The sequence below is a fragment of the Providencia xihuensis genome (assembly GCF_041953405.1).
GTDB lineage: Bacteria > Pseudomonadota > Gammaproteobacteria > Enterobacterales > Enterobacteriaceae > Providencia > Providencia vermicola.
In genome coordinates this window covers 4,250,770-4,269,864 of the sequence record NZ_CP169565.1, presented here as the reverse complement: position 1 = coordinate 4,269,864, position 19,095 = coordinate 4,250,770, and the positions used below count along the sequence as shown (strand labels likewise).

Below are 19,095 nucleotides of genomic sequence, written 5' to 3'. Positions count from 1 at the left end.
ATTTGTTCTTCCCTTGAATTTTCTACTATCAATCCTTATTTACAGGTAAAGCATTATGAGTATGTATAAGATAGGTGAAATTGCCAAGTTAGCCGATGTGACTCCCGATACAGTTCGCTTCTATGAGAAACAAGGGCTAATGGGGCACAAAGTACGTACCGAAGGTGGTTATCGTTTATTTACAGAACAAGACCTTCAGAGATTGCGTTTTATCCGTTATGCAAAGCAATTAGGTTTTACTTTAGAAGCAATATCAGAGCTGTTGTCTATTCGTGTTGATCCAGAACACCATACTTGCCAGGAGTCTAAACATATTGTCGATATCAGATTACTGGAAGTTGAAAAAAAGATTCAAGAGCTTATTATCATGCGTGATTCACTGAAGATGTTGAGTTCTGCATGCTGTGGTGAGGAACATGCGTCAACATACTGTTCTATTATGGAGATTCTAGAGCGGGGTGCATCTAAGGTTTATTAAGGTTATTAACTGAAACTAAAGAAGGTATATTATGAGTAAATATCAGCACAAACGTGGTGAGATAAAAGATAATGCAATTGAAGCATTACTTCATGACCCATTATTTCGTCAACGAGTAGAAAAAAATAAAAAAGGAAAAGGAAGTTATACAAGAAAAGGAAAAAATAATAAGGCAAATAACTGGGAGGCCAGTGGTAATAGGTTTATTTACTTATTACCACTGGCTTTTTAGTTATTTTTTATTCTGCTCTTTCAATAAATCACGAATTTCTGATAATAAAACTTCTTCAGTAGAGGGCGGCGTTGGTTCAGCTGGTGCAGCTTCTTTTTCACGACGAACTTTATTCATTACTTTAATTGCCATAAAGATCGCAAAAGCTACAATAACAAAGTCAAATACAGTTTGTATAAACATCCCATAATTAAGTACAACAGCTGGCAAATCACCTTGTGCTTCTTTTAGTACAACACTAAATGATTTAAAGTCTACCCCACCAATGAGTAGGCCTAATGGGGGCATGATGACATCAGCAACTAATGAAGAAACAATCTTACCAAATGCAGCACCAATAATAATACCGACAGCCATATCTACTACATTGCCTTTCATGGCAAATTCGCGAAAATCTTTTAAAAAACTCATCGACGACCCCTTAATAAATAACTCAATTGAAACAAAGTGTGTTAGGTTAACAAATTATAGTCGCTAGATTTATTAAGCTGCAAATATTTACGCTCTTTTTATTATTTTATAAAAAGAACGGGCTTGGCTGGAATAATTTCTCTACGTCAGGAACGTATTTTTTATCTGTAATAAACATAATGACATGGTCACCTTGTTCAATAATATGATAATCGCTAGCTATAATAACTTCCTCTTCTCGAACTATTGCGCCAATAATTGTTCCTGGAGGAAGTTTAATTTCAGATATTTTTTTACCGACCACTTTTGAGGTATTTTCATCACCGTGTGCAATAGCTTCAATGGCCTCTGCGACACCTCTTCTTAAAGAAGAAACACTAACAATATCGGCTTTTCTTACATGGCTTAATAAAGCAGAGATCGTGGCTTGCTGAGGAGAGACGGCAATATCAATCACTCCCCCCTGAACAAGCTCAACGTAGGCTGAACGCTGGATAAGCACCATTGCTTTTTTGGCCCCCATTTTTTTCGCTAACATTGCAGACATAATATTAGCTTCATCATCATTTGTGAGGGCGATAAACACATCCATTTGCTCAATATGTTCTTCAGTGAGTAGCTCTTGGTCAGATGCATCACCATAAAATACGATGGTATCATGTAGCAGTTGTGCTAATTCAGTCGCGCGTTGCTGGTTTCGCTCGATAAGCTTAACGCTATAATCTTTTTCTAAACGCCGAGCTAGACCTGCACCAACATTTCCTCCACCCACAATCATTAAGCGCTTATAGGGTTTTTCCAGCCTTTGTAGCTCACTCATTACTGCGCGAATATGTTGTGTTGAAGCGACAAAGAAGACTTCATCACCTGCTTCAATAACCGTTGAGCCTTGAGGACGAATAGGGCGATCTTGCCGAAATATCGCAACAACTCGCGTATCTATATGTGGCATATGTTCACGTAAGCTAGATAAAGCATTCCCTACTAGTGAACCACCATAGTAAGCTTTTACAGCAACAATACTGACTTTCCCTTCCGCAAAATTAACAACCTGAAGAGCACCAGGATATTGAATCAGTTTATAGATATAGTCGATAACCAATTGCTCAGGTGATATCAGGTAGTCAATTGGGATCTGCTCAGGAAGAAAAAGCTTATCTGCCTCACGGATATATTCGGTGGCTCTGATCCGTGCAATTTTATTCGGCGTATTAAATAGGCTATATGCAATTTGGCAAGCAATCATATTTGTTTCGTCAGAGTTAGTGACCGCGACTAACATATCAGCATCTTCAGCCCCTGCGTCACGAAGCACGCGTGGATGGGAGCCATGACCATTGACAACACGTAGATCGAATTGATCTTGCAGCTGGCGCAGACGATCGCCATCGGTATCAACGACTGTAATATCATTGTTCTCATCAACTAAATTTTCAGCAAGTGTGCCACCGACTTGCCCAGCGCCTAGAATAATGATTTTCATTGCATATTCCTATATTAGGTAACTCATGACTTATTATTGTGCTTGTTTTATTATACGTGCATAAAAGAAGCCATCACCACCTTCAGCACTTGGCAATATTTGCAGTCCTGCCTCTGTCCCATCATTTAGATGTGCATCGGAATGTTTAGTAAGGAACCGTTGTATTTGCTGACAGTTTTCTTCAGGCATGACAGAACAGGTCGCATACAATAAAGTACCACCTGCTTTTAGATAAGGCCAAACAGCCTCTAAGATTTTAGCCTGTAATTCTGCCAGTTCATTGATATCGGAGTCACGACGTAGCCATTTTATATCAGGGTGGCGACGGATAACTCCAGTCGCCGAACAAGGTGCATCAAGTAAAATCCGATCAAATTGCTGCCCATCAGCCCATTTTTCGGGCTGTGTACCGTCTCCTTGCACGACAGTAGCGTGTTGCTTAAGACGAATTAAATTATCTTTTACTCGTTTTAGACGGGTTTCATCAATATCAACTGCAAGTACATTAGCTTTTGGTGCGAGCTCTAAAATATGTGTTGTTTTGCCACCTGGTGCCGCACATAAATCTAAAATATTTTCACCATTTTGTGGTTCAAGTCGTTCTGCACAGCCTTGAGCAGAAACATCTTGTACTGTTGACCAACCCTCATCGAAGCCTGGTAATTTTGTGACTGCGGTAGGTTCCTCTAAGCGGATAGCACTGGGATGAGTTGAGTGCAAGTGTGCCGCTATTTCTGCTTGTTCTAACAGACCAAGATATTGCTCAGCAGTATGATGTTGGGAGTTGACTCTTAGCCACATAGGTGGGCGCTGATTATTTGCTTCAACAATAGTTTGCCAATCATTAGGATAAGCAACTTGTAAACGCTTGAGTAACCAACTCGGGTGAAGGTATTGGCTATTGTTATTCGCGATCCGTTCTTCTAATTGAACCTGTTGGCGTTGAAAAGAACGTAAGACACCATTGATTAAGCCTTTTAGTTGAGGGCGTTTGAGTGCGACGGCACCATTTACGGTTTCAGCTAATGCTGCATGTGCTGGTATACGTGTGTAGAGTAGCTGATAGATACCGACCATAATTAGATAGTGCAAGGTTCTCTGTTTACCCGTGAGCGGTTTTTCCATTAATTGGCTAATAAACCATTCAAGCTTAGGTAAATAACGTAGAACACCAAAGCAAATCTCTTGTAATAATGCTCTATCTTTATCGTTGATATTACGTTGCAAATCAGGCAAAACAGTACTTAATGATTGCCCATTATCGATAACTTGGTTAATTGCAGTCGCAGCGAGACTACGCAAATTGTATGTGTTTTTCATAAGTGAAGATGGGTCTTTTAGTTACTAAAATAAAACTGCCTGATATTTCAGGCAGTTTACAGATTCGTTAATCGAGAATTTGCTCTGGGGTAAACCATTCACGGCGGGAGTTTAGTATGTCCTGCGCACTCATGGCTTTTTTGCCAGGTGGTTGTAATTGGGTGATATTTAATACGCCATTCCCCGTAGCAATGCATATCCCATTTTTATCCGCACGAATGATTGTGCCAGGTTGCTTACCTTGTAAATCTTCAATCACTTCAGCTTGCCAAACCTTAATCAGTTGTTCCTGAACCATAAAATAGCTCATCGGCCATGGATTAAATGCACGGATACAACGTTCAATATGAGTCGCATCTTGTTGCCAATCAATACGAGCTTCTTCTTTAGAGAGTTTTTCTGCGTAATTGGCAAGAGCATCATTTTGCTTTTCTGGTGTACATTGGCCCGTAGATAACATATTAACCGTATGAATTAAAGCTTCCGGCCCAGTGATAGCGAGTTTTTCATACAGGGTTGCACTGGTGTCGTTCGGCGTGATGGGGCAGACAGCTTTATACAGCATGTCGCCCGTATCTAATCCCGCATCCATCTGCATAATTGTCACCCCTGTTTCAGCGTCCCCGGCCCAAATTGAGCGTTGAATCGGTGCCGCTCCACGCCAACGAGGCAATAAGGAACCATGTACATTCAAACAGCCTAAGCGAGGAATGTCTAAAACAGCTTGGGGTAAAATCAAACCATATGCGACAACTATCATGAGATCTGCATTTCTGTCTTTGAGCCACTGTTGATTTTCAGCGCCTCTTAGAGATATGGGTTGAAAAACAGGGATGTCATGTTCCTGCGCTAAAACTTTTACAGGGCTCGGCGTTAGTTTTTTACCTCTACCTGCAGGTTTATCATGGCGAGTAAGAACGCCAACGATTTGGTGCTGGGTTCCAAGAAGAGCAGCTAAATGTTTTGCTGCAAAATCAGGCGTTCCTGCAAAGATAATTTTTAATGGTTCTGACACGTTAATTTCCCTGTTTTTATTCACTAAACTAGCTATTTTTTGCCTCTTTCGCTCTAAGCCTATCGAGCTTTTCAACTTTCTGGCGAATACGTTGGCGTTTTAACGGCGATAAGTAATCAACAAACAGCTTACCAACAAGGTGATCCATTTCATGTTGGATACAAATAGCCAATAAACCATCAGCTTCGAGTTCAAAAAGCTCGCCATTATAATCTAATGCACGGATTTTGACTTGCTCTGCTCGAGGAACAAACCCTTGCTGCTCAGGAATAGAAAGACATCCTTCTTCGATACCCGTTTCACCTGATTTATCTAATAATTCAGGATTGATAATCACTAAACGTTGGTCACGTGTTTCAGACACATCAATAACAATGATCCGCTGGTGGATATCGACTTGCGTAGCAGCGAGCCCAATACCTTCTTCCTCGTACATGGTATCGAACATATCATCTACAATGCGTTGAATTTGCGCATCAACTTTTTCGACTGGCTTAGCAATTGTGCGTAAGCGCTCGTCTGGATAATGTAATACGTTTAAGACTGACATAAATTTTTCGAGCGGTTTCCAAAAAGTGAATGGGAATTAATGCTTATTCTAGACATTTCTCGGGCATATTGACAGTATTGGTTATGATTTGTTCACTGAGGAACATATCTACTAATCAGTCAGGATGACGAAATGAACCTCCAAGAAATATGGTTAAGAATGTCTCTGGTAAGTCGGTTATTACCCATTCATGCAGTAGGCATTATTAATGAGCTAAAACAACTTAGTAAAATCAGTAATAGGGCTTTGCAACACTGTGGTTTAAACGAAATACAAAGGCTACAATTCCTTAATGTGCCAAAGCACCGATTGGAAAAAGTACAACAATGGTTAATGCATAAAAGTAATCAAATGATTACTTTTATAGACCCTCTTTATCCTTTTTTATTAAAACAGATCCATCACCCGCCACTTTTGCTTTTTGTGGTAGGAAGAAAAGAAATACTTGCAACGCAACAAATCGCTTTAGTTGGAAGTCGGCAAGCGAGTGACTATGGTAGAAAGTGGTCGACGGAGTTTGTTAAGGATTTTGTTCAATATGGGATGGCGATTACCAGCGGACTTGCGTTAGGCATTGATGGGATAAGCCATAAGGCTGCACTTGATAACAATGGCGTGACTATTGCTGTTTTGGGTAGTGGCTTGGAAAATATTTATCCGAAACAACATGACGCGCTTGCTGAACAAATAAAAGAAAATGGGGCTCTCGTATCGGAATACTGGCCAGATACTCCACCATTACCCAAACAGTTTCCAAGACGAAATCGAATTATTAGCGGGTTAAGTAAAGTGGTAGTCGTCATAGAAGCTGGTATGAAAAGTGGCTCCTTAATTACAGCGCGTTATGCTATTGAGCAAAATCGTGACCTTTTTACGCTTCCTGCACCTCTTGGCAATCCTGCATTTGGTGGTAACCTCTGGTTATTGCAACAAGGCGCTTATTTATTAGTGGATGCTGAGGATATTTTACAGCATTTAAGGGATGGGCTAAATTGGGTCCAATCTGAGCTTCCCATCGATGCTTATAAGAACAATGACACGCTTCCCAAGCTTAGTTTGGTTGAAAATAAAATTTTTGATGTGGTGGGCTACCAAGTTACACCAGTGGATACTATTGCGACTCAAGTTCAGATGCCGATTACTCAAGTTGTTTCAATATTAACAGAAATGGAAATTAATGGTGTGATTCGCTCCTGCTCTGGTGGATATATCAGACTAAGTTAATTGATTGATTAAAAGTAAGAGAAAAAAATGTCGAAACAATTGCCTTTTGATACAGATAAAAACGAATATTGCCCAGAGTGTAATTCTTTGCTGGTGATCCGTAATAGTAGCCATGGGCCTTTTCTTGGATGCTCTAGTTATCCAGAATGTCACTATATGCGCCCATTGAGGCCAAGTATTGAAAGTCATGTTATCAAGGTGTTAGATGGGCAGCTTTGTCCTCAGTGTGGGCATGATCTGGTATTGAAACAAGGTCGGTTTGGTATGTTCATTGGTTGTAGTTATTACCCTGAATGTGAGCATATTGAGCTCATAGATAAACCAGATGAAACAAAAGTTCCTTGCCCACAATGCCAAAAAGGCAATTTACTCCAAAGAAAATCCCGTTTTGGGAAGACTTTTTATGCCTGTGATAACTACCCTAACTGTCAGTTTATTCTTAATAATAAGCCTACTGTTGGTAAATGTATGTTTTGTGAATATCCATTATTGATGGAAAAAAGGGGGGGACTGGGAGTAAGATTATTTTGTGCCAGCAAACGCTGCGGTAAGCAACAAGAAGAATAATGAGTTAAAACTATGTCAAATGAATCTACACCTGCAATTGAAAGTATTATTGTTTCGTTAAAACAAGAAAAAGTGATCGCCTATCCAACTGAAGCTGTTTTTGGTTTAGGTTGTGACCCTGATAGCGAGACGGCAGTTCATCAGCTTTTAGACCTTAAACAGCGTCCTTGGGAAAAAGGATTGATTCTCATAGCTGATACTTATGAGCAATTAAAAGATTACATCGATGATGCACAATTAACGGAAGATCAAAAACAAGCGATGTTCGCGACATGGCCAGGGCCTGTGACATGGGTTATTCCAGCTAAAGCGACAACACCTAAATGGTTAACAGGGCGGTTTGATACACTAGCCGTGAGAGTTACCGACCATGCACTTGTCAAAAAACTTTGTCGTCATTATGGTAAGCCATTGGTATCAACAAGTGCCAATTTAAGCGGGTTTGAGCCATGCAGAACCACTGAAGAGGTTATTGCACAGTTTAATGACAGGGTGCCTGTGCTTGATGGAAATGTTGGTGGCCGCCAGAACCCATCTGAAATCAGGGATGCCAAGACAGGCGAATTGTATCGTAAAGGATAATATTAATGGAAATGTTTGCAGTCTTTGGAAATCCGATTCAGCACAGTAAATCACCGTTTATACATAAGATGTTTGCAGAACAAACGGGGATTACTCTTGAGTATGAAAAAATTTTAGCACCGATAGAAAACTTTGAAGAAAGTTTGGGCGTTTTTTTTTCACAAGGTGGAAAAGGCGCAAACATCACCTTGCCATTTAAGGAGCGAGCTTTTTTAGTTGTTTCTGAGTTGACTGAGCGTGCTCAAATTTGTGGTGCGGTCAATACGGTGATGAAGCTTGATGATAACCGACTGCTTGGTGATAACACAGATGGGATGGGGTTACTGTTAGACTTACAACGTTTAGAATTTGTGCAGCCAAATAGTCGAGTACTCATCATTGGTGCTGGTGGAGCAACACGAGGTGCATTATTACCACTTTTAGAGTTTGGTTGTGATATCACACTGACAAATAGAACGTTTTCTAAAGTAGAAACGTTAGTTAATGAGTTCTCCTCATTAGGCAAGATTCGAGGAAAAGCGCTCGAACAGATCGGCTCAGCAGATTTTGATCTGGTTATAAATGCGACGTCATCAGGTGTTAGTGGAGAGATCCCTGCGATTAACCCAATTGTTTTTACAAAGAAAATTGCTTGTTATGACATGTTTTATCAAGCAACATTAACACCTTTCCTTGAGTTTGCGCGTCAACATCAGGTGACAAAAATTGCTGATGGACTTGGGATGTTAGTTGGGCAAGCCGCATTTTCGTTCAAATTATGGCATGGTGTTCAACCAGAAATTACACCTGTTTTGTCTGCTTTATATAAGGAATTAAAAGGTGAATCAATTGATCCAATTCCCCGATAGGGAAGAATGGGATGAATCATCTGGGGTGGTGCGTTTCCCTGTGTTAATTAGCGGTCTACTTGCGGAATGCACTATTTCGCAAGCTCTTTTATTTCAACGATATGGTGAAGAAGAAACGGCATTAGTACTTTTTCAACAAAATCGATGGGATGTAGAAGAAGAGTTCGAAGCCTTGATCGCACAAGGCTTCGATGATGAAAATGGAATTTACGTATTATCAGAAGATAAATAATTATTTTTCCATTCAACATAATTATTGGCGGAATAACGTAAATGCGCGAGTTCAGCATCAGTCAGTTTCCTGATGGCTTTTGCTGGGCTGCCCATATATAAATAGCCAGATTCCAAACGCTTACCTTGAGTAACTAGACTATTCGCACCAATCACGACATCATCTTCTATTATAGCCCCATCAATTACGATTGAACCCATTCCGACTAATACTCGATTACCAATAGTGCAACCATGAAGCATAACTTTGTGCCCAACAGTGACATCTTCACCAATGATTAGTGGGTTTCCCTCTGGATTGCTGGCGGATTTATGTGTCACATGTAATACGGAGCCATCTTGAATATTCGTACGAGCACCAATAGCAATGTAGTTAACATCTCCACGTAAAACGGAAAGAGGCCAAATACTAACATCTTTAGCTAATCGTACATCACCAATAACCACTGAAGATGGATCGATAAAAACTCGTGGTTCAAGTGAAGGATAGATGCCCAAGTAAGATCGTAAAGGTTTATTCATATCAATAGCCATAAAAATGAAAAAGAAAGAATGATAAGTAACTTGTTAACTTATTATGAGTTAATGTACTAAATAAGTACGTCAAAGTAAGAATTATAGGTGAAAAATTGCTCTTTTTATAACCATTGTGAGGCTAAAAAAGGCAAGGTGGTGATTTTATCCTCAAACAGTGTTTTTTTTTAAAAAAAAGGTTGTGTAATTCTGCCACCTCCCTATAATGCGCATCCGTTGTCACGGCAAACCGCTTCGGTGGTGAGGTTAGAAAATAAAAGCCTTAAGCCAAACTTGAGAAAGTAAGTGATAACACGGTGTGAAGAAAGAAAAAGTTGAAAATAAACACTTGACTTTCTAAAAGAAAAACGTAATATACGTCACCTCGCAGCAACGACCCAGAAGGTCAAATTTCAATATGAAATGCTGCAACGCTCTTTAACAATTTATCAGACAATCTGTGTGGGCACTCACAGGACACTATCAAAAAAATATTTGATTTTAAGTCTTGAAGAGTGACTAACACGTTAATTCATATATATGAACTAATAGGTAATCTGGTTTCTTCGGAAATCAGGCGACAGTAAACATTCTTTGAGCATCAAGCTTTTTAATTGAAGAGTTTGATCATGGCTCAGATTGAACGCTGGCGGCAGGCCTAACACATGCAAGTCGAGCGGTAACAGGGGAAGCTTGCTTCCCGCTGACGAGCGGCGGACGGGTGAGTAATGTATGGGGATCTGCCCGATAGAGGGGGATAACTACTGGAAACGGTAGCTAATACCGCATAATCTCTAAGGAGCAAAGCAGGGGAACTTCGGTCCTTGCGCTATCGGATGAACCCATATGGGATTAGCTAGTAGGTGAGGTAATGGCTCACCTAGGCGACGATCCCTAGCTGGTCTGAGAGGATGATCAGCCACACTGGGACTGAGACACGGCCCAGACTCCTACGGGAGGCAGCAGTGGGGAATATTGCACAATGGGCGCAAGCCTGATGCAGCCATGCCGCGTGTATGAAGAAGGCCCTAGGGTTGTAAAGTACTTTCAGTCGGGAGGAAGGCGTTGATGCTAATATCATCAACGATTGACGTTACCGACAGAAGAAGCACCGGCTAACTCCGTGCCAGCAGCCGCGGTAATACGGAGGGTGCAAGCGTTAATCGGAATTACTGGGCGTAAAGCGCACGCAGGCGGTTGATTAAGTTAGATGTGAAATCCCCGGGCTTAACCTGGGAATGGCATCTAAGACTGGTCAGCTAGAGTCTTGTAGAGGGGGGTAGAATTCCATGTGTAGCGGTGAAATGCGTAGAGATGTGGAGGAATACCGGTGGCGAAGGCGGCCCCCTGGACAAAGACTGACGCTCAGGTGCGAAAGCGTGGGGAGCAAACAGGATTAGATACCCTGGTAGTCCACGCTGTAAACGATGTCGATTTGAAGGTTGTTCCCTTGAGGAGTGGCTTTCGGAGCTAACGCGTTAAATCGACCGCCTGGGGAGTACGGCCGCAAGGTTAAAACTCAAATGAATTGACGGGGGCCCGCACAAGCGGTGGAGCATGTGGTTTAATTCGATGCAACGCGAAGAACCTTACCTACTCTTGACATCCAGAGAATTTAGCAGAGATGCTTTAGTGCCTTCGGGAACTCTGAGACAGGTGCTGCATGGCTGTCGTCAGCTCGTGTTGTGAAATGTTGGGTTAAGTCCCGCAACGAGCGCAACCCTTATCCTTTGTTGCCAGCGATTCGGTCGGGAACTCAAAGGAGACTGCCGGTGATAAACCGGAGGAAGGTGGGGATGACGTCAAGTCATCATGGCCCTTACGAGTAGGGCTACACACGTGCTACAATGGCGTATACAAAGAGAAGCGACCTCGCGAGAGCAAGCGGAACTCATAAAGTACGTCGTAGTCCGGATTGGAGTCTGCAACTCGACTCCATGAAGTCGGAATCGCTAGTAATCGTAGATCAGAATGCTACGGTGAATACGTTCCCGGGCCTTGTACACACCGCCCGTCACACCATGGGAGTGGGTTGCAAAAGAAGTAGGTAGCTTAACCTTCGGGAGGGCGCTTACCACTTTGTGATTCATGACTGGGGTGAAGTCGTAACAAGGTAACCGTAGGGGAACCTGCGGTTGGATCACCTCCTTACCATTGAAGTGTTTTTGTGAAGTGCTCACACAGATTGTCTGATAGAAAGTAGAGCAATAGGCTATACGTGGGAGACTTATTCGCAAGAATAGGGCTTACATGAAAAGCGCAAAAAGTTTTTGTGATTTTCGTGTCCCCTTCGTCTAGAGGCCTAGGACACCGCCCTTTCACGGCGGTAACAGGGGTTCGAATCCCCTAGGGGACGCCAATTGCGCCGATATCGAGTGAAAGACGATGTCCCCAATAATGATTAAGCCAATTATGCAAATAGTTGGTTTAACAATTATGCTCTTTAACAATCTGGAACAAGCTGAAAATTGAAAACAACGCACATTGTTTATCGCTTAAACAATGTGAGAGTCTCTCAAAAATCTCAACTTGAAGTGTTTTTCAAACACACAAGCGAGTGGCATGAGCGAGCAGTGTGAAATTCAAGGCGGCTAGCGCACAGCAAGCGCAGCGTACAATAGTACGTGAGCATTGCGAGCACTACCCAACGAAGAAGTTCACCACGCACAGCCATGACGTTACGTGTCGTCTGATAAAAAGACACCTTCGGGTTGTGAGGTTAAGCGACTAAGCGTACACGGTGGATGCCTAGGCAATCAGAGGCGATGAAGGACGTGCTAATCTGCGAAAAGCGTCGGTAAGGTGATATGAACCGTTATAACCGACGATATCCGAATGGGGAAACCCAGTGCAATTCGTTGCACTATCGTTTGATGAATACATAGTCAAACGAGGCGAACCGAGGGAACTGAAACATCTCAGTACCTCGAGGAAAAGAAATCAACCGAGATTCCCCTAGTAGCGGCGAGCGAACGGGGAGCAGCCCAGAGTCTTAATCAGCATTAGCATCAGGAGAACAGTCTGGAAAGGCTGGCAGTAAAGGGTGATAGCCCCGTATCCGAAGGTGTTAGTGTTGTGAACTCGACGAGTAGGGCGGGACACGTGTTATCCTGTCTGAATATGGGGGGACCATCCTCCAAGGCTAAATACTCCTGATTGACCGATAGTGAACCAGTACCGTGAGGGAAAGGCGAAAAGAACCCCGGCGAGGGGAGTGAAATAGAACCTGAAACCGTGTACGTACAAGCAGTGGGAGCACCCTTTAGGGTGTGACTGCGTACCTTTTGTATAATGGGTCAGCGACTTATATTCTGTAGCAAGGTTAACCGTATAGGGGAGCCGTAGGGAAACCGAGTCTTAACTGGGCGAATGAGTTGCAGGGTATAGACCCGAAACCCGGTGATCTAGCCATGGGCAGGTTGAAGGTTGGGTAACACTAACTGGAGGACCGAACCGACTAATGTTGAAAAATTAGCGGATGACTTGTGGCTGGGGGTGAAAGGCCAATCAAACCGGGAGATAGCTGGTTCTCCCCGAAAGCTATTTAGGTAGCGCCTCGTGAACTCATCTTCGGGGGTAGAGCACTGTTTCGACTAGGGGGTCATCCCGACTTACCAACTCGATGCAAACTACGAATACCGAAGAATGTTATCACGGGAGACACACGGCGGGTGCTAACGTTCGTCGTGAAGAGGGAAACAACCCAGACCGCCAGCTAAGGTCCCAAAGTCATAGTTAAGTGGGAAACGAAGTGGGAAGGCTCAGACAGCCAGGATGTTGGCTTAGAAGCAGCCATCATTTAAAGAAAGCGTAATAGCTCACTGGTCGAGTCGGCCTGCGCGGAAGATGTAACGGGGCTAAACTATGCACCGAAGCTGCGGCAGCGACATTTAGATGTTGTTGGGTAGGGGAGCGTTCTGTAAGCCTGTGAAGGTGTACTGTGAGGTATGCTGGAGGTATCAGAAGTGCGAATGCTGACATAAGTAACGATAATGCGGGTGAAAAACCCGCACGCCGGAAGACCAAGGGTTCCTGTCCAACGTTAATCGGGGCAGGGTGAGTCGACCCCTAAGGCGAGGCAGAAATGCGTAGTCGATGGGAAACGGGTTAATATTCCCGTACTGGTGATAATTGCGATGGGGGGACGGAGAAGGTTAGGCTGGCCGGGCGACGGTTGTCCCGGTTTAAGGATGTAGGCAGGTGAATTAGGCAAATCCGGTTCACTATATGCTGAGGTCTGATGACGAGTCACTACGGTGGCGAAGTAGCTCATACCCCGCTTCCAGGAAAAGCCTCTAAGCTCTAGATTATCATTAATCGTACCCCAAACCGACACAGGTGGTCAGGTAGAGAATACTCAGGCGCTTGAGAGAACTCGGGTGAAGGAACTAGGCAAAATGGTGCCGTAACTTCGGGAGAAGGCACGCTGGCATTAGGTGAAGTGGTTTACCCATGGAGCTGAAGCCAGTCGCAGATACCAGCTGGCTGCAACTGTTTATTAAAAACACAGCACTGTGCAAACACGAAAGTGGACGTATACGGTGTGACGCCTGCCCGGTGCTGGAAGGTTAATTGATGGGGTTATCCGTAAGGAGAAGCTCTTGATCGAAGCCCCAGTAAACGGCGGCCGTAACTATAACGGTCCTAAGGTAGCGAAATTCCTTGTCGGGTAAGTTCCGACCTGCACGAATGGCGTAATGATGGCCAGGCTGTCTCCACCCGAGACTCAGTGAAATTGAACTCGCTGTGAAGATGCAGTGTACCCGCGGCAAGACGGAAAGACCCCGTGAACCTTTACTATAGCTTGACACTGAACATTGAGCCTTGATGTGTAGGATAGGTGGGAGGCTTTGAAGCGTGGACGCCAGTCTGCGTGGAGCCAACCTTGAAATACCACCCTTTAATGTTTGATGTTCTAACGTTGCCCCGTTATCCGGGGTGCGGACAGTGTCTGGTGGGTAGTTTGACTGGGGCGGTCTCCTCCCAAAGAGTAACGGAGGAGCACGAAGGTTGGCTAAGCATGGTCGGACATCATGCGGTTAGTGCAAAGGCATAAGCCAGCTTGACTGCGAGAGTGACGGCTCGAGCAGGTACGAAAGTAGGTCTTAGTGATCCGGTGGTTCTGAATGGAAGGGCCATCGCTCAACGGATAAAAGGTACTCCGGGGATAACAGGCTGATACCGCCCAAGAGTTCATATCGACGGCGGTGTTTGGCACCTCGATGTCGGCTCATCACATCCTGGGGCTGAAGTAGGTCCCAAGGGTACGGCTGTTCGCCGTTTAAAGTGGTACGCGAGCTGGGTTTAGAACGTCGTGAGACAGTTCGGTCCCTATCTGCCGTGGGCGTTGGAAGATTGAAAGGGGCTGCTCCTAGTACGAGAGGACCGGAGTGGACGCACCACTGGTGTTCGGGTTGTCATGCCAATGGCATTGCCCGGTAGCTAAGTGCGGAAAAGATAACCGCTGAAAGCATCTAAGCGGGAAACTTGCCTTGAGATGAGTCTTCCCTGACCCTTTAAGGGTCCTAAAGGAACGTTTAAGACTAAGACGTTGATAGGTTGGGTGTGTAAGCGTAGCGATACGTTGAGCTAACCAATACTAATGAACCGTGAGGCTTAACCTGACAACACCGAAGGTGTTTTAGAGAGACGAGATAGTTTTCGAATGTGAGTGAGAAGCCGAAAGGTGACGGACACAGCAGCTTGTTCAAGATTGACGTTTGGGTTTAGCAAGATACCGAAAGTGTGTTGAGCTAAACGTGAACAAACCGAATTTGTCTGGCGGCAATAGCGCGGTGGTCCCACCTGACCCCATGCCGAACTCAGCAGTGAAACGCCGTAGCGCCGATGGTAGTGTGGGGTCTCCCCATGTGAGAGTAGGGAACTGCCAGACATTAATTAAAAGTTTATTGCTCAATAGCAGTAAGCTGCCGAAAGGCAAAAAGAATAAGTGGAGCGGTAGTTCAGTTGGTTAGAATACCTGCCTGTCACGCAGGGGGTCGCGGGTTCGAGTCCCGTCCGTTCCGCCACTTAATTTAGGGGCGTAGTTCAATTGGTAGAGCACCGGTCTCCAAAACCGGGTGTTGGGAGTTCGAGTCTCTCCGCCCCTGCCAGTTACCAATTAAGTAATAATAAAAGAAGTATCTATTGATAACCCGGTTATATTAATCGGGTTTTTCTTTATCTAAATTTTACGAACACCCTTTCATTATTGCTCCTTGTTTATTATTACCACTCTTGCTTTCTTCAAATTCTCACAGAAATGCCATTAATTATCACTTTTTAGTGATTGATATATAATCAAATTACTCTATCGTATTAGTATGACACTCGATTCTTACTTATCTCTCTGGTCAGTTATATTTGAATATCAAGGACAGGGCGATATCAGAATAAAGAAATCCGCGCTTCTGCATTTTGCTAAAAGGATTCAGAAAATTAAATTAAGGGTAAGGGTGCGATTGGAGTTAGTACGCCCTTATTTATCAATAAAAACCTATCTTAGGCTCTATTTTAATAGCTTTTGAGTTCACCTTAAGCAGATAGAATATGTTTTAGGGTATTTAATACCATCATTGAGAAACAGAATGAGCAAATAATTCATTTTGCTTAATTAGTTTCGTGCAACGGCGCATTTTTTATTGGTGTTTTAATTAATTGATTAATAAGAGCCTGTTGATCATTTTTTTGTAACCATACGGCATAGAGTGGCTTACTTATAGGGGATTCTGACAGCGTTTTTAGTGCAGGATATTGATGTATCCAATGTGCGGGTAAAAATGCCGCTGAAAGCGATACAGGAAGTAATTGACGGGTAATATGAGCGGATGTCGTGATCATCACTGGTGTATCATCTTGAGTTAGTGCAGATTCATTTTTTGGATGAAAATCAGCCCCCCACTCTAGTTTTATGTAATTGTAATTTGTCAAAGCAATATTTTTTTGTGAAGCCATTAGTTGCAGCTCGATAGTTCCAATAATCGTACTTTCGAACTCATCCATTTTTGGCGGCTCAGTGGCAATTAGCAAATCTAATTCTCTTGAGTGTAGCTGTTTTACGAGAGACTGTCGGGTCGACACTCGAGCTTCTAATCGTAATTCATCATGCTGAGTATAAAGCGCTTCCACCCAGTCAGTGAGGTAGCCTTCCCATAGAGAAGCGGTAGCACCGATTGAAAGCTCTGTATGCTGTGATGCGTGAGAAATTTCTTTTTTGGCTTGTAACCAGGTGTTCATCAACGATTCAGCATACGGTACTAATCGCTCACCAGCGGCGGTTAATCGAATATTATTTCTATGGCGAGTGAATAAACTGGTGCCAAGTTGAGTCTCTAACTGTCGGATACGAAAGCTGACAGCAGATTGCGTTAAGTAGAGTGATTCCGCTGCTCTACCAAAGTGCCTAGTCTTGCTTACCTCTAAAAAAGTTCTCAATAACTCGCTGTCCACATACATCTCCAATTATTTTTGTCGTGATGATTTAAATGTTTTGTTTTACAGATTGTCAATGCTGTCTAATACTCCGCGCCATATAGAGTTTGACTGCAATAAGTTAGGAGTGTGTCAGATGGCAGATAGCTTCATCACGACTAATCGTTTTTTTGATAATAAGCATTACCCACGTGGCTTTTCTCGTCATGGTGATTTCACCATTAAAGAAGCTCAGTTGCTTGAACGCCTAGGTCAAGCTTTTAACGAGCTTGACCTAGGTAAACGTGCTGCACAAACTGACGAGGAAAAACTCTTCGTTGCTGTTTGCCGCGGTGAGCGTGAGCCAGTTACTCCAGAAGAAAAAGTTTGGGTAAAATATTCTAGTCGTATTAATCGTCCAAAACGCTTCCACACGCTATCTGGCGGTAAACCACAGATAGATCCTTCGGAAGACTATACTGATACAGATGACTAATATCACCATCGTATAAGATAAGGGACTTCGGTCCCTTTATTTTGTACGGTGGAGCATATTTTATTTCTCCTCTCCTCAGCTTACTTGTTTTTGCAAATGAAGCAATAACTTATCCATTGCTCTGTAGCCAAGAGCTTCTAATAAATGCACTCGTTCAATATTTGAGCATTCCTTGAGATCTGCAATGGTTCGAGAAACCTTTAAAATCTTATGCCAAGCTCGGATAGAAAGCCCTAATTTGTTTAGTGCATGTTCTAAGAATAAAGCGTCTTTAGAATTGAGAGCGCAAAACTGTGTCACTTCTCTCGATGTTAGTAAAGAATTGATTTTCCCTGCCCGTGCTAACTGTTTATTTCTTGCGTCAATGACGCGCTGTTGTATTTGCTCGCTAGTTTCTCCTTGAGGGTTTGGGGTGCTGAGTGAACCTATAGGCAACAAAGGAATTTCAATGGAAAGGTCAAATCGGTCCAAGAATGGGCCTGATATGCGGGAAAGGTAACGTAGAATAGATATTGGTGAGGAACGGCTCATTGCACCTTGATAATGCCCTGTTGGACTTGGATTTAGTGCGGCAATAAGTTGAAAATTGGCAGGGTAACAGACTTTTGCTTTTGCCCTAGAGATACTAATTTCTTTTGACTCAAGAGGTTCTCTTAATGAATCTAAGACAGCACGGCTAAACTCGGGTAATTCATCTAAAAATAAAATACCGTGATGAGCGAGTGATATTTCCCCTGGTTTAGGAAGTGAGCCACCACCGATTAGCGCTGCCACTGATGCACTATGATGAGGAGCTCTAAATGGCCTCATTGGCCAATCTATAGCACTTTGAGTAGCTTGACTTAAACTATGTAGCGAAGCGACTTCTAGTGCTTCCTGAGGCGTAAGAGCGGGTAATAGTGTAATGAGCCTGCTAGCTAACATTGTTTTACCTGTTCCAGGAGGCCCTAAAAGGAGTAAATGGTGTCCTCCTGCAGCACAAATTTCAAGTGCTCGCTTACCCTGTTCTTGGCCAATAATATCGTTGATGTTATCTTCATTTTTAGCTGATGGGGGTGGTTGATTTATCTGGTAGTTAAACTCAAGCTCATTGTTTCCATTAAAATAATGGCAAAGTTCTAGCAGAGAACTTACAAACTGAACGCTTTTATTGGGTAATAAATTTAATTGATGCCGATTTTTAGTTGAAATGATTAATATGCGTTGTTGTTTTAATGCGGCTTGTGCCGCAGGAATAGCACTATTGACGTAACGAATATCACCAGAAAGTGCCAGTTCACCTAAAAATTCATGTTTTTTTAATGCATCATGTGGGATCTGGCCTGATGAGGCGAGTATCGCAATTGCAATAGCAAGGTCGTAGCGACCACTTTCTTTTGGTAAATCAGCGGGTGCTAAATTTACCGTTATTTTTTTTGCGGGATATTCAAACCCACTATTGAGTAGCGCACTCCTGACTCTATCCCTGGATTCTTTGACGGCTGTTTCGGGTAAACCGACTAATGTTAGCCCTGGAAGCCCATTACTAATATGAGCTTCAACAGTGACAAGTGGTGCTTCCATGCCTATCGAAGCTCTAGTGTAAACAATCGCTAGTGCCATAAAACCTCCGATATAAATAACAGAGTAATATTCTGTTAAAAACTAGCTGATATTTAATGGATAAAAATACTATTTGCGAAGCCACTCGATAATTTATTTGTTTAGTGACTTAGCTGTTTCATTTTTTTGGGGG

The 19,095-nt window shown here is 43.1% G+C and carries 16 protein-coding genes, 3 tRNA genes and 3 rRNA genes; 14 read left to right on the top strand and 8 right to left on the bottom strand.

Translation table 11 applies throughout. From position 1 onward, the window contains the following. The first annotated feature begins 61 nt into the window (after nt 1-61). Together zntR and ACE2AL_RS19420 are read left to right on the top strand one after the other, a co-directional pair. A complete protein-coding gene (gene zntR / locus ACE2AL_RS19425; RefSeq protein ID WP_272516391.1) occupies nt 62-478 on the top strand; it encodes a Zn(2+)-responsive transcriptional regulator in 417 nt (138 codons plus the stop codon). 31 nt (nt 479-509) lie between these two features. After that, complete coding sequence (locus tag ACE2AL_RS19420; RefSeq protein WP_047756676.1) at nt 510-710, top strand: alternative ribosome-rescue factor A; 201 nt, start codon at nt 510-512, stop codon at nt 708-710. Here the strand turns inward: ACE2AL_RS19420 and mscL are convergent, their stop codons facing one another. From mscL to def, 5 genes are all read right to left on the bottom strand, one after another. Beyond that, nucleotides 711-1,121: a large-conductance mechanosensitive channel protein MscL gene (gene mscL / locus ACE2AL_RS19415; protein ID WP_206086924.1), complete on the bottom strand. Its 411-nt coding sequence runs from the start codon at nt 1,119-1,121 to the stop codon at nt 711-713. Between the two features lie 106 nt (nt 1,122-1,227). After that, entirely contained in the window at nt 1,228-2,604 is a 1,377-nt protein-coding gene (trkA, locus tag ACE2AL_RS19410) for a Trk system potassium transporter TrkA (RefSeq protein ID WP_206086925.1), read from the bottom strand. 33 nt (nt 2,605-2,637) lie between these two features. Beyond that, the gene (gene rsmB, locus ACE2AL_RS19405) at nt 2,638-3,924 is read right to left on the bottom strand and encodes a 16S rRNA (cytosine(967)-C(5))-methyltransferase RsmB (RefSeq protein WP_349416062.1); all 1,287 of its coding nucleotides are present in this window, start codon (nt 3,922-3,924) and stop codon (nt 2,638-2,640) included. A gap of 67 nt (nt 3,925-3,991) precedes the next feature. After that, nucleotides 3,992-4,939 carry a methionyl-tRNA formyltransferase gene (fmt, locus tag ACE2AL_RS19400; RefSeq protein ID WP_206086927.1) on the bottom strand — a complete coding sequence of 316 codons (948 nt, stop codon included), beginning with the start codon at nt 4,937-4,939 and terminating at the stop codon, nt 3,992-3,994. 28 nt (nt 4,940-4,967) lie between these two features. After that, complete coding sequence (gene def / locus ACE2AL_RS19395; RefSeq protein WP_206086928.1) at nt 4,968-5,489, bottom strand: peptide deformylase; 522 nt, start codon at nt 5,487-5,489, stop codon at nt 4,968-4,970. Between the two features lie 132 nt (nt 5,490-5,621). Here def and dprA point away from each other — a divergent pair, with 132 nt between their 5' ends. The 5 genes from dprA to ACE2AL_RS19370 are packed head-to-tail and all read left to right on the top strand — an operon-like array spanning nt 5,622 to nt 8,942. After that, complete coding sequence (gene dprA / locus ACE2AL_RS19390; RefSeq protein WP_371007871.1) at nt 5,622-6,713, top strand: DNA-processing protein DprA; 1,092 nt, start codon at nt 5,622-5,624, stop codon at nt 6,711-6,713. A 27-nt stretch (nt 6,714-6,740) separates the two neighbouring features. Then, on the top strand, nt 6,741-7,280 hold the full coding sequence (locus ACE2AL_RS19385; protein WP_375083773.1) for a topoisomerase DNA-binding C4 zinc finger domain-containing protein: 540 nt from the start codon (nt 6,741-6,743) through the stop codon (nt 7,278-7,280). Between the two features lie 12 nt (nt 7,281-7,292). Next, the gene (tsaC, locus tag ACE2AL_RS19380; RefSeq protein WP_371007870.1) at nt 7,293-7,862 is read left to right on the top strand and encodes an L-threonylcarbamoyladenylate synthase type 1 TsaC; all 570 of its coding nucleotides are present in this window, start codon (nt 7,293-7,295) and stop codon (nt 7,860-7,862) included. Between the two features lie 5 nt (nt 7,863-7,867). Then, nucleotides 7,868-8,710 (top strand): shikimate dehydrogenase, encoded by an 843-nt coding sequence (aroE, locus tag ACE2AL_RS19375; protein ID WP_206086932.1) that lies wholly within the window; start codon nt 7,868-7,870, stop codon nt 8,708-8,710. After that, on the top strand, nt 8,682-8,942 hold the full coding sequence (locus ACE2AL_RS19370) for a DUF1488 domain-containing protein (RefSeq protein WP_272539979.1): 261 nt from the start codon (nt 8,682-8,684) through the stop codon (nt 8,940-8,942). Before aroE ends, ACE2AL_RS19370 begins: the two co-directional genes overlap by 29 nt. On the opposite strand, the gene ACE2AL_RS19365 is transcribed toward ACE2AL_RS19370, so the two are convergent. Next, complete coding sequence (locus tag ACE2AL_RS19365) at nt 8,918-9,463, bottom strand: gamma carbonic anhydrase family protein (RefSeq protein ID WP_206086934.1); 546 nt, start codon at nt 9,461-9,463, stop codon at nt 8,918-8,920. The genes ACE2AL_RS19370 and ACE2AL_RS19365 overlap by 25 nt on opposite strands. A gap of 602 nt (nt 9,464-10,065) precedes the next feature. On the opposite strand from ACE2AL_RS19365, the gene ACE2AL_RS19360 reads away from it, so the two are divergent. From ACE2AL_RS19360 to ACE2AL_RS19335, 6 genes are all read left to right on the top strand, one after another. Then, nucleotides 10,066-11,605, top strand: a 16S ribosomal RNA gene (locus ACE2AL_RS19360). Between the two features lie 132 nt (nt 11,606-11,737). Then, nucleotides 11,738-11,813: transfer RNA gene (locus ACE2AL_RS19355), tRNA-Glu, on the top strand. 358 nt (nt 11,814-12,171) lie between these two features. Next, a 23S ribosomal RNA gene (locus ACE2AL_RS19350) occupies nt 12,172-15,078 on the top strand. A 153-nt stretch (nt 15,079-15,231) separates the two neighbouring features. Then, nucleotides 15,232-15,347, top strand: a 5S ribosomal RNA gene (gene rrf, locus ACE2AL_RS19345). The 16S, 23S and 5S rRNA genes sit together here with 3 tRNA genes alongside, the layout of an rRNA operon. A 59-nt stretch (nt 15,348-15,406) precedes the next feature. After that, nucleotides 15,407-15,483, top strand: a tRNA-Asp gene (locus ACE2AL_RS19340). A gap of 8 nt (nt 15,484-15,491) precedes the next feature. Next, a tRNA-Trp gene (locus ACE2AL_RS19335) sits at nt 15,492-15,567 on the top strand. Nucleotides 15,568-16,063: 496 nt separating this feature from the next. Here the strand turns inward: ACE2AL_RS19335 and hdfR are convergent. After that, nucleotides 16,064-16,909, bottom strand: coding sequence for an HTH-type transcriptional regulator HdfR (hdfR, locus tag ACE2AL_RS19330; RefSeq protein WP_206083047.1), 846 nt, complete (start codon nt 16,907-16,909; stop codon nt 16,064-16,066). A gap of 112 nt (nt 16,910-17,021) precedes the next feature. Between hdfR and ACE2AL_RS19325 the strand changes: the two genes are divergently transcribed. Further along, nucleotides 17,022-17,360, top strand: coding sequence for a DUF413 domain-containing protein (locus tag ACE2AL_RS19325; RefSeq protein ID WP_375083772.1), 339 nt, complete (start codon nt 17,022-17,024; stop codon nt 17,358-17,360). Between the two features lie 75 nt (nt 17,361-17,435). Here the strand turns inward: ACE2AL_RS19325 and ACE2AL_RS19320 are convergent, their stop codons facing one another. After that, on the bottom strand, nt 17,436-18,962 hold the full coding sequence (locus ACE2AL_RS19320; RefSeq protein ID WP_206083050.1) for a YifB family Mg chelatase-like AAA ATPase: 1,527 nt from the start codon (nt 18,960-18,962) through the stop codon (nt 17,436-17,438). Nucleotides 18,963-19,095: the final 133 nt, after the last annotated feature.

Coding starts and splice junctions, on each gene's coding strand:
- zntR (WP_272516391.1), top strand. CDS start 62: ATGTATAAGATAGGTGAAATTGCCAAGTTAGCCGATGTGACTCCCGAT.
- ACE2AL_RS19420 (WP_047756676.1), top strand. CDS start 510: ATGAGTAAATATCAGCACAAACGTGGTGAGATAAAAGATAATGCAATT.
- mscL (WP_206086924.1), bottom strand. CDS start 1,121: ATGAGTTTTTTAAAAGATTTTCGCGAATTTGCCATGAAAGGCAATGTA.
- trkA (WP_206086925.1), bottom strand. CDS start 2,604: ATGAAAATCATTATTCTAGGCGCTGGGCAAGTCGGTGGCACACTTGCT.
- rsmB (WP_349416062.1), bottom strand. CDS start 3,924: ATGAAAAACACATACAATTTGCGTAGTCTCGCTGCGACTGCAATTAAC.
- def (WP_206086928.1), bottom strand. CDS start 5,489: ATGTCAGTCTTAAACGTATTACATTATCCAGACGAGCGCTTACGCACA.
- dprA (WP_371007871.1), top strand. CDS start 5,622: ATGAACCTCCAAGAAATATGGTTAAGAATGTCTCTGGTAAGTCGGTTA.
- ACE2AL_RS19385 (WP_375083773.1), top strand. CDS start 6,741: ATGTCGAAACAATTGCCTTTTGATACAGATAAAAACGAATATTGCCCA.
- tsaC (WP_371007870.1), top strand. CDS start 7,293: ATGTCAAATGAATCTACACCTGCAATTGAAAGTATTATTGTTTCGTTA.
- aroE (WP_206086932.1), top strand. CDS start 7,868: ATGGAAATGTTTGCAGTCTTTGGAAATCCGATTCAGCACAGTAAATCA.
- ACE2AL_RS19365 (WP_206086934.1), bottom strand. CDS start 9,463: ATGAATAAACCTTTACGATCTTACTTGGGCATCTATCCTTCACTTGAA.
- hdfR (WP_206083047.1), bottom strand. CDS start 16,909: ATGTATGTGGACAGCGAGTTATTGAGAACTTTTTTAGAGGTAAGCAAG.
- ACE2AL_RS19325 (WP_375083772.1), top strand. CDS start 17,022: ATGGCAGATAGCTTCATCACGACTAATCGTTTTTTTGATAATAAGCAT.
- ACE2AL_RS19320 (WP_206083050.1), bottom strand. CDS start 18,962: ATGGCACTAGCGATTGTTTACACTAGAGCTTCGATAGGCATGGAAGCA.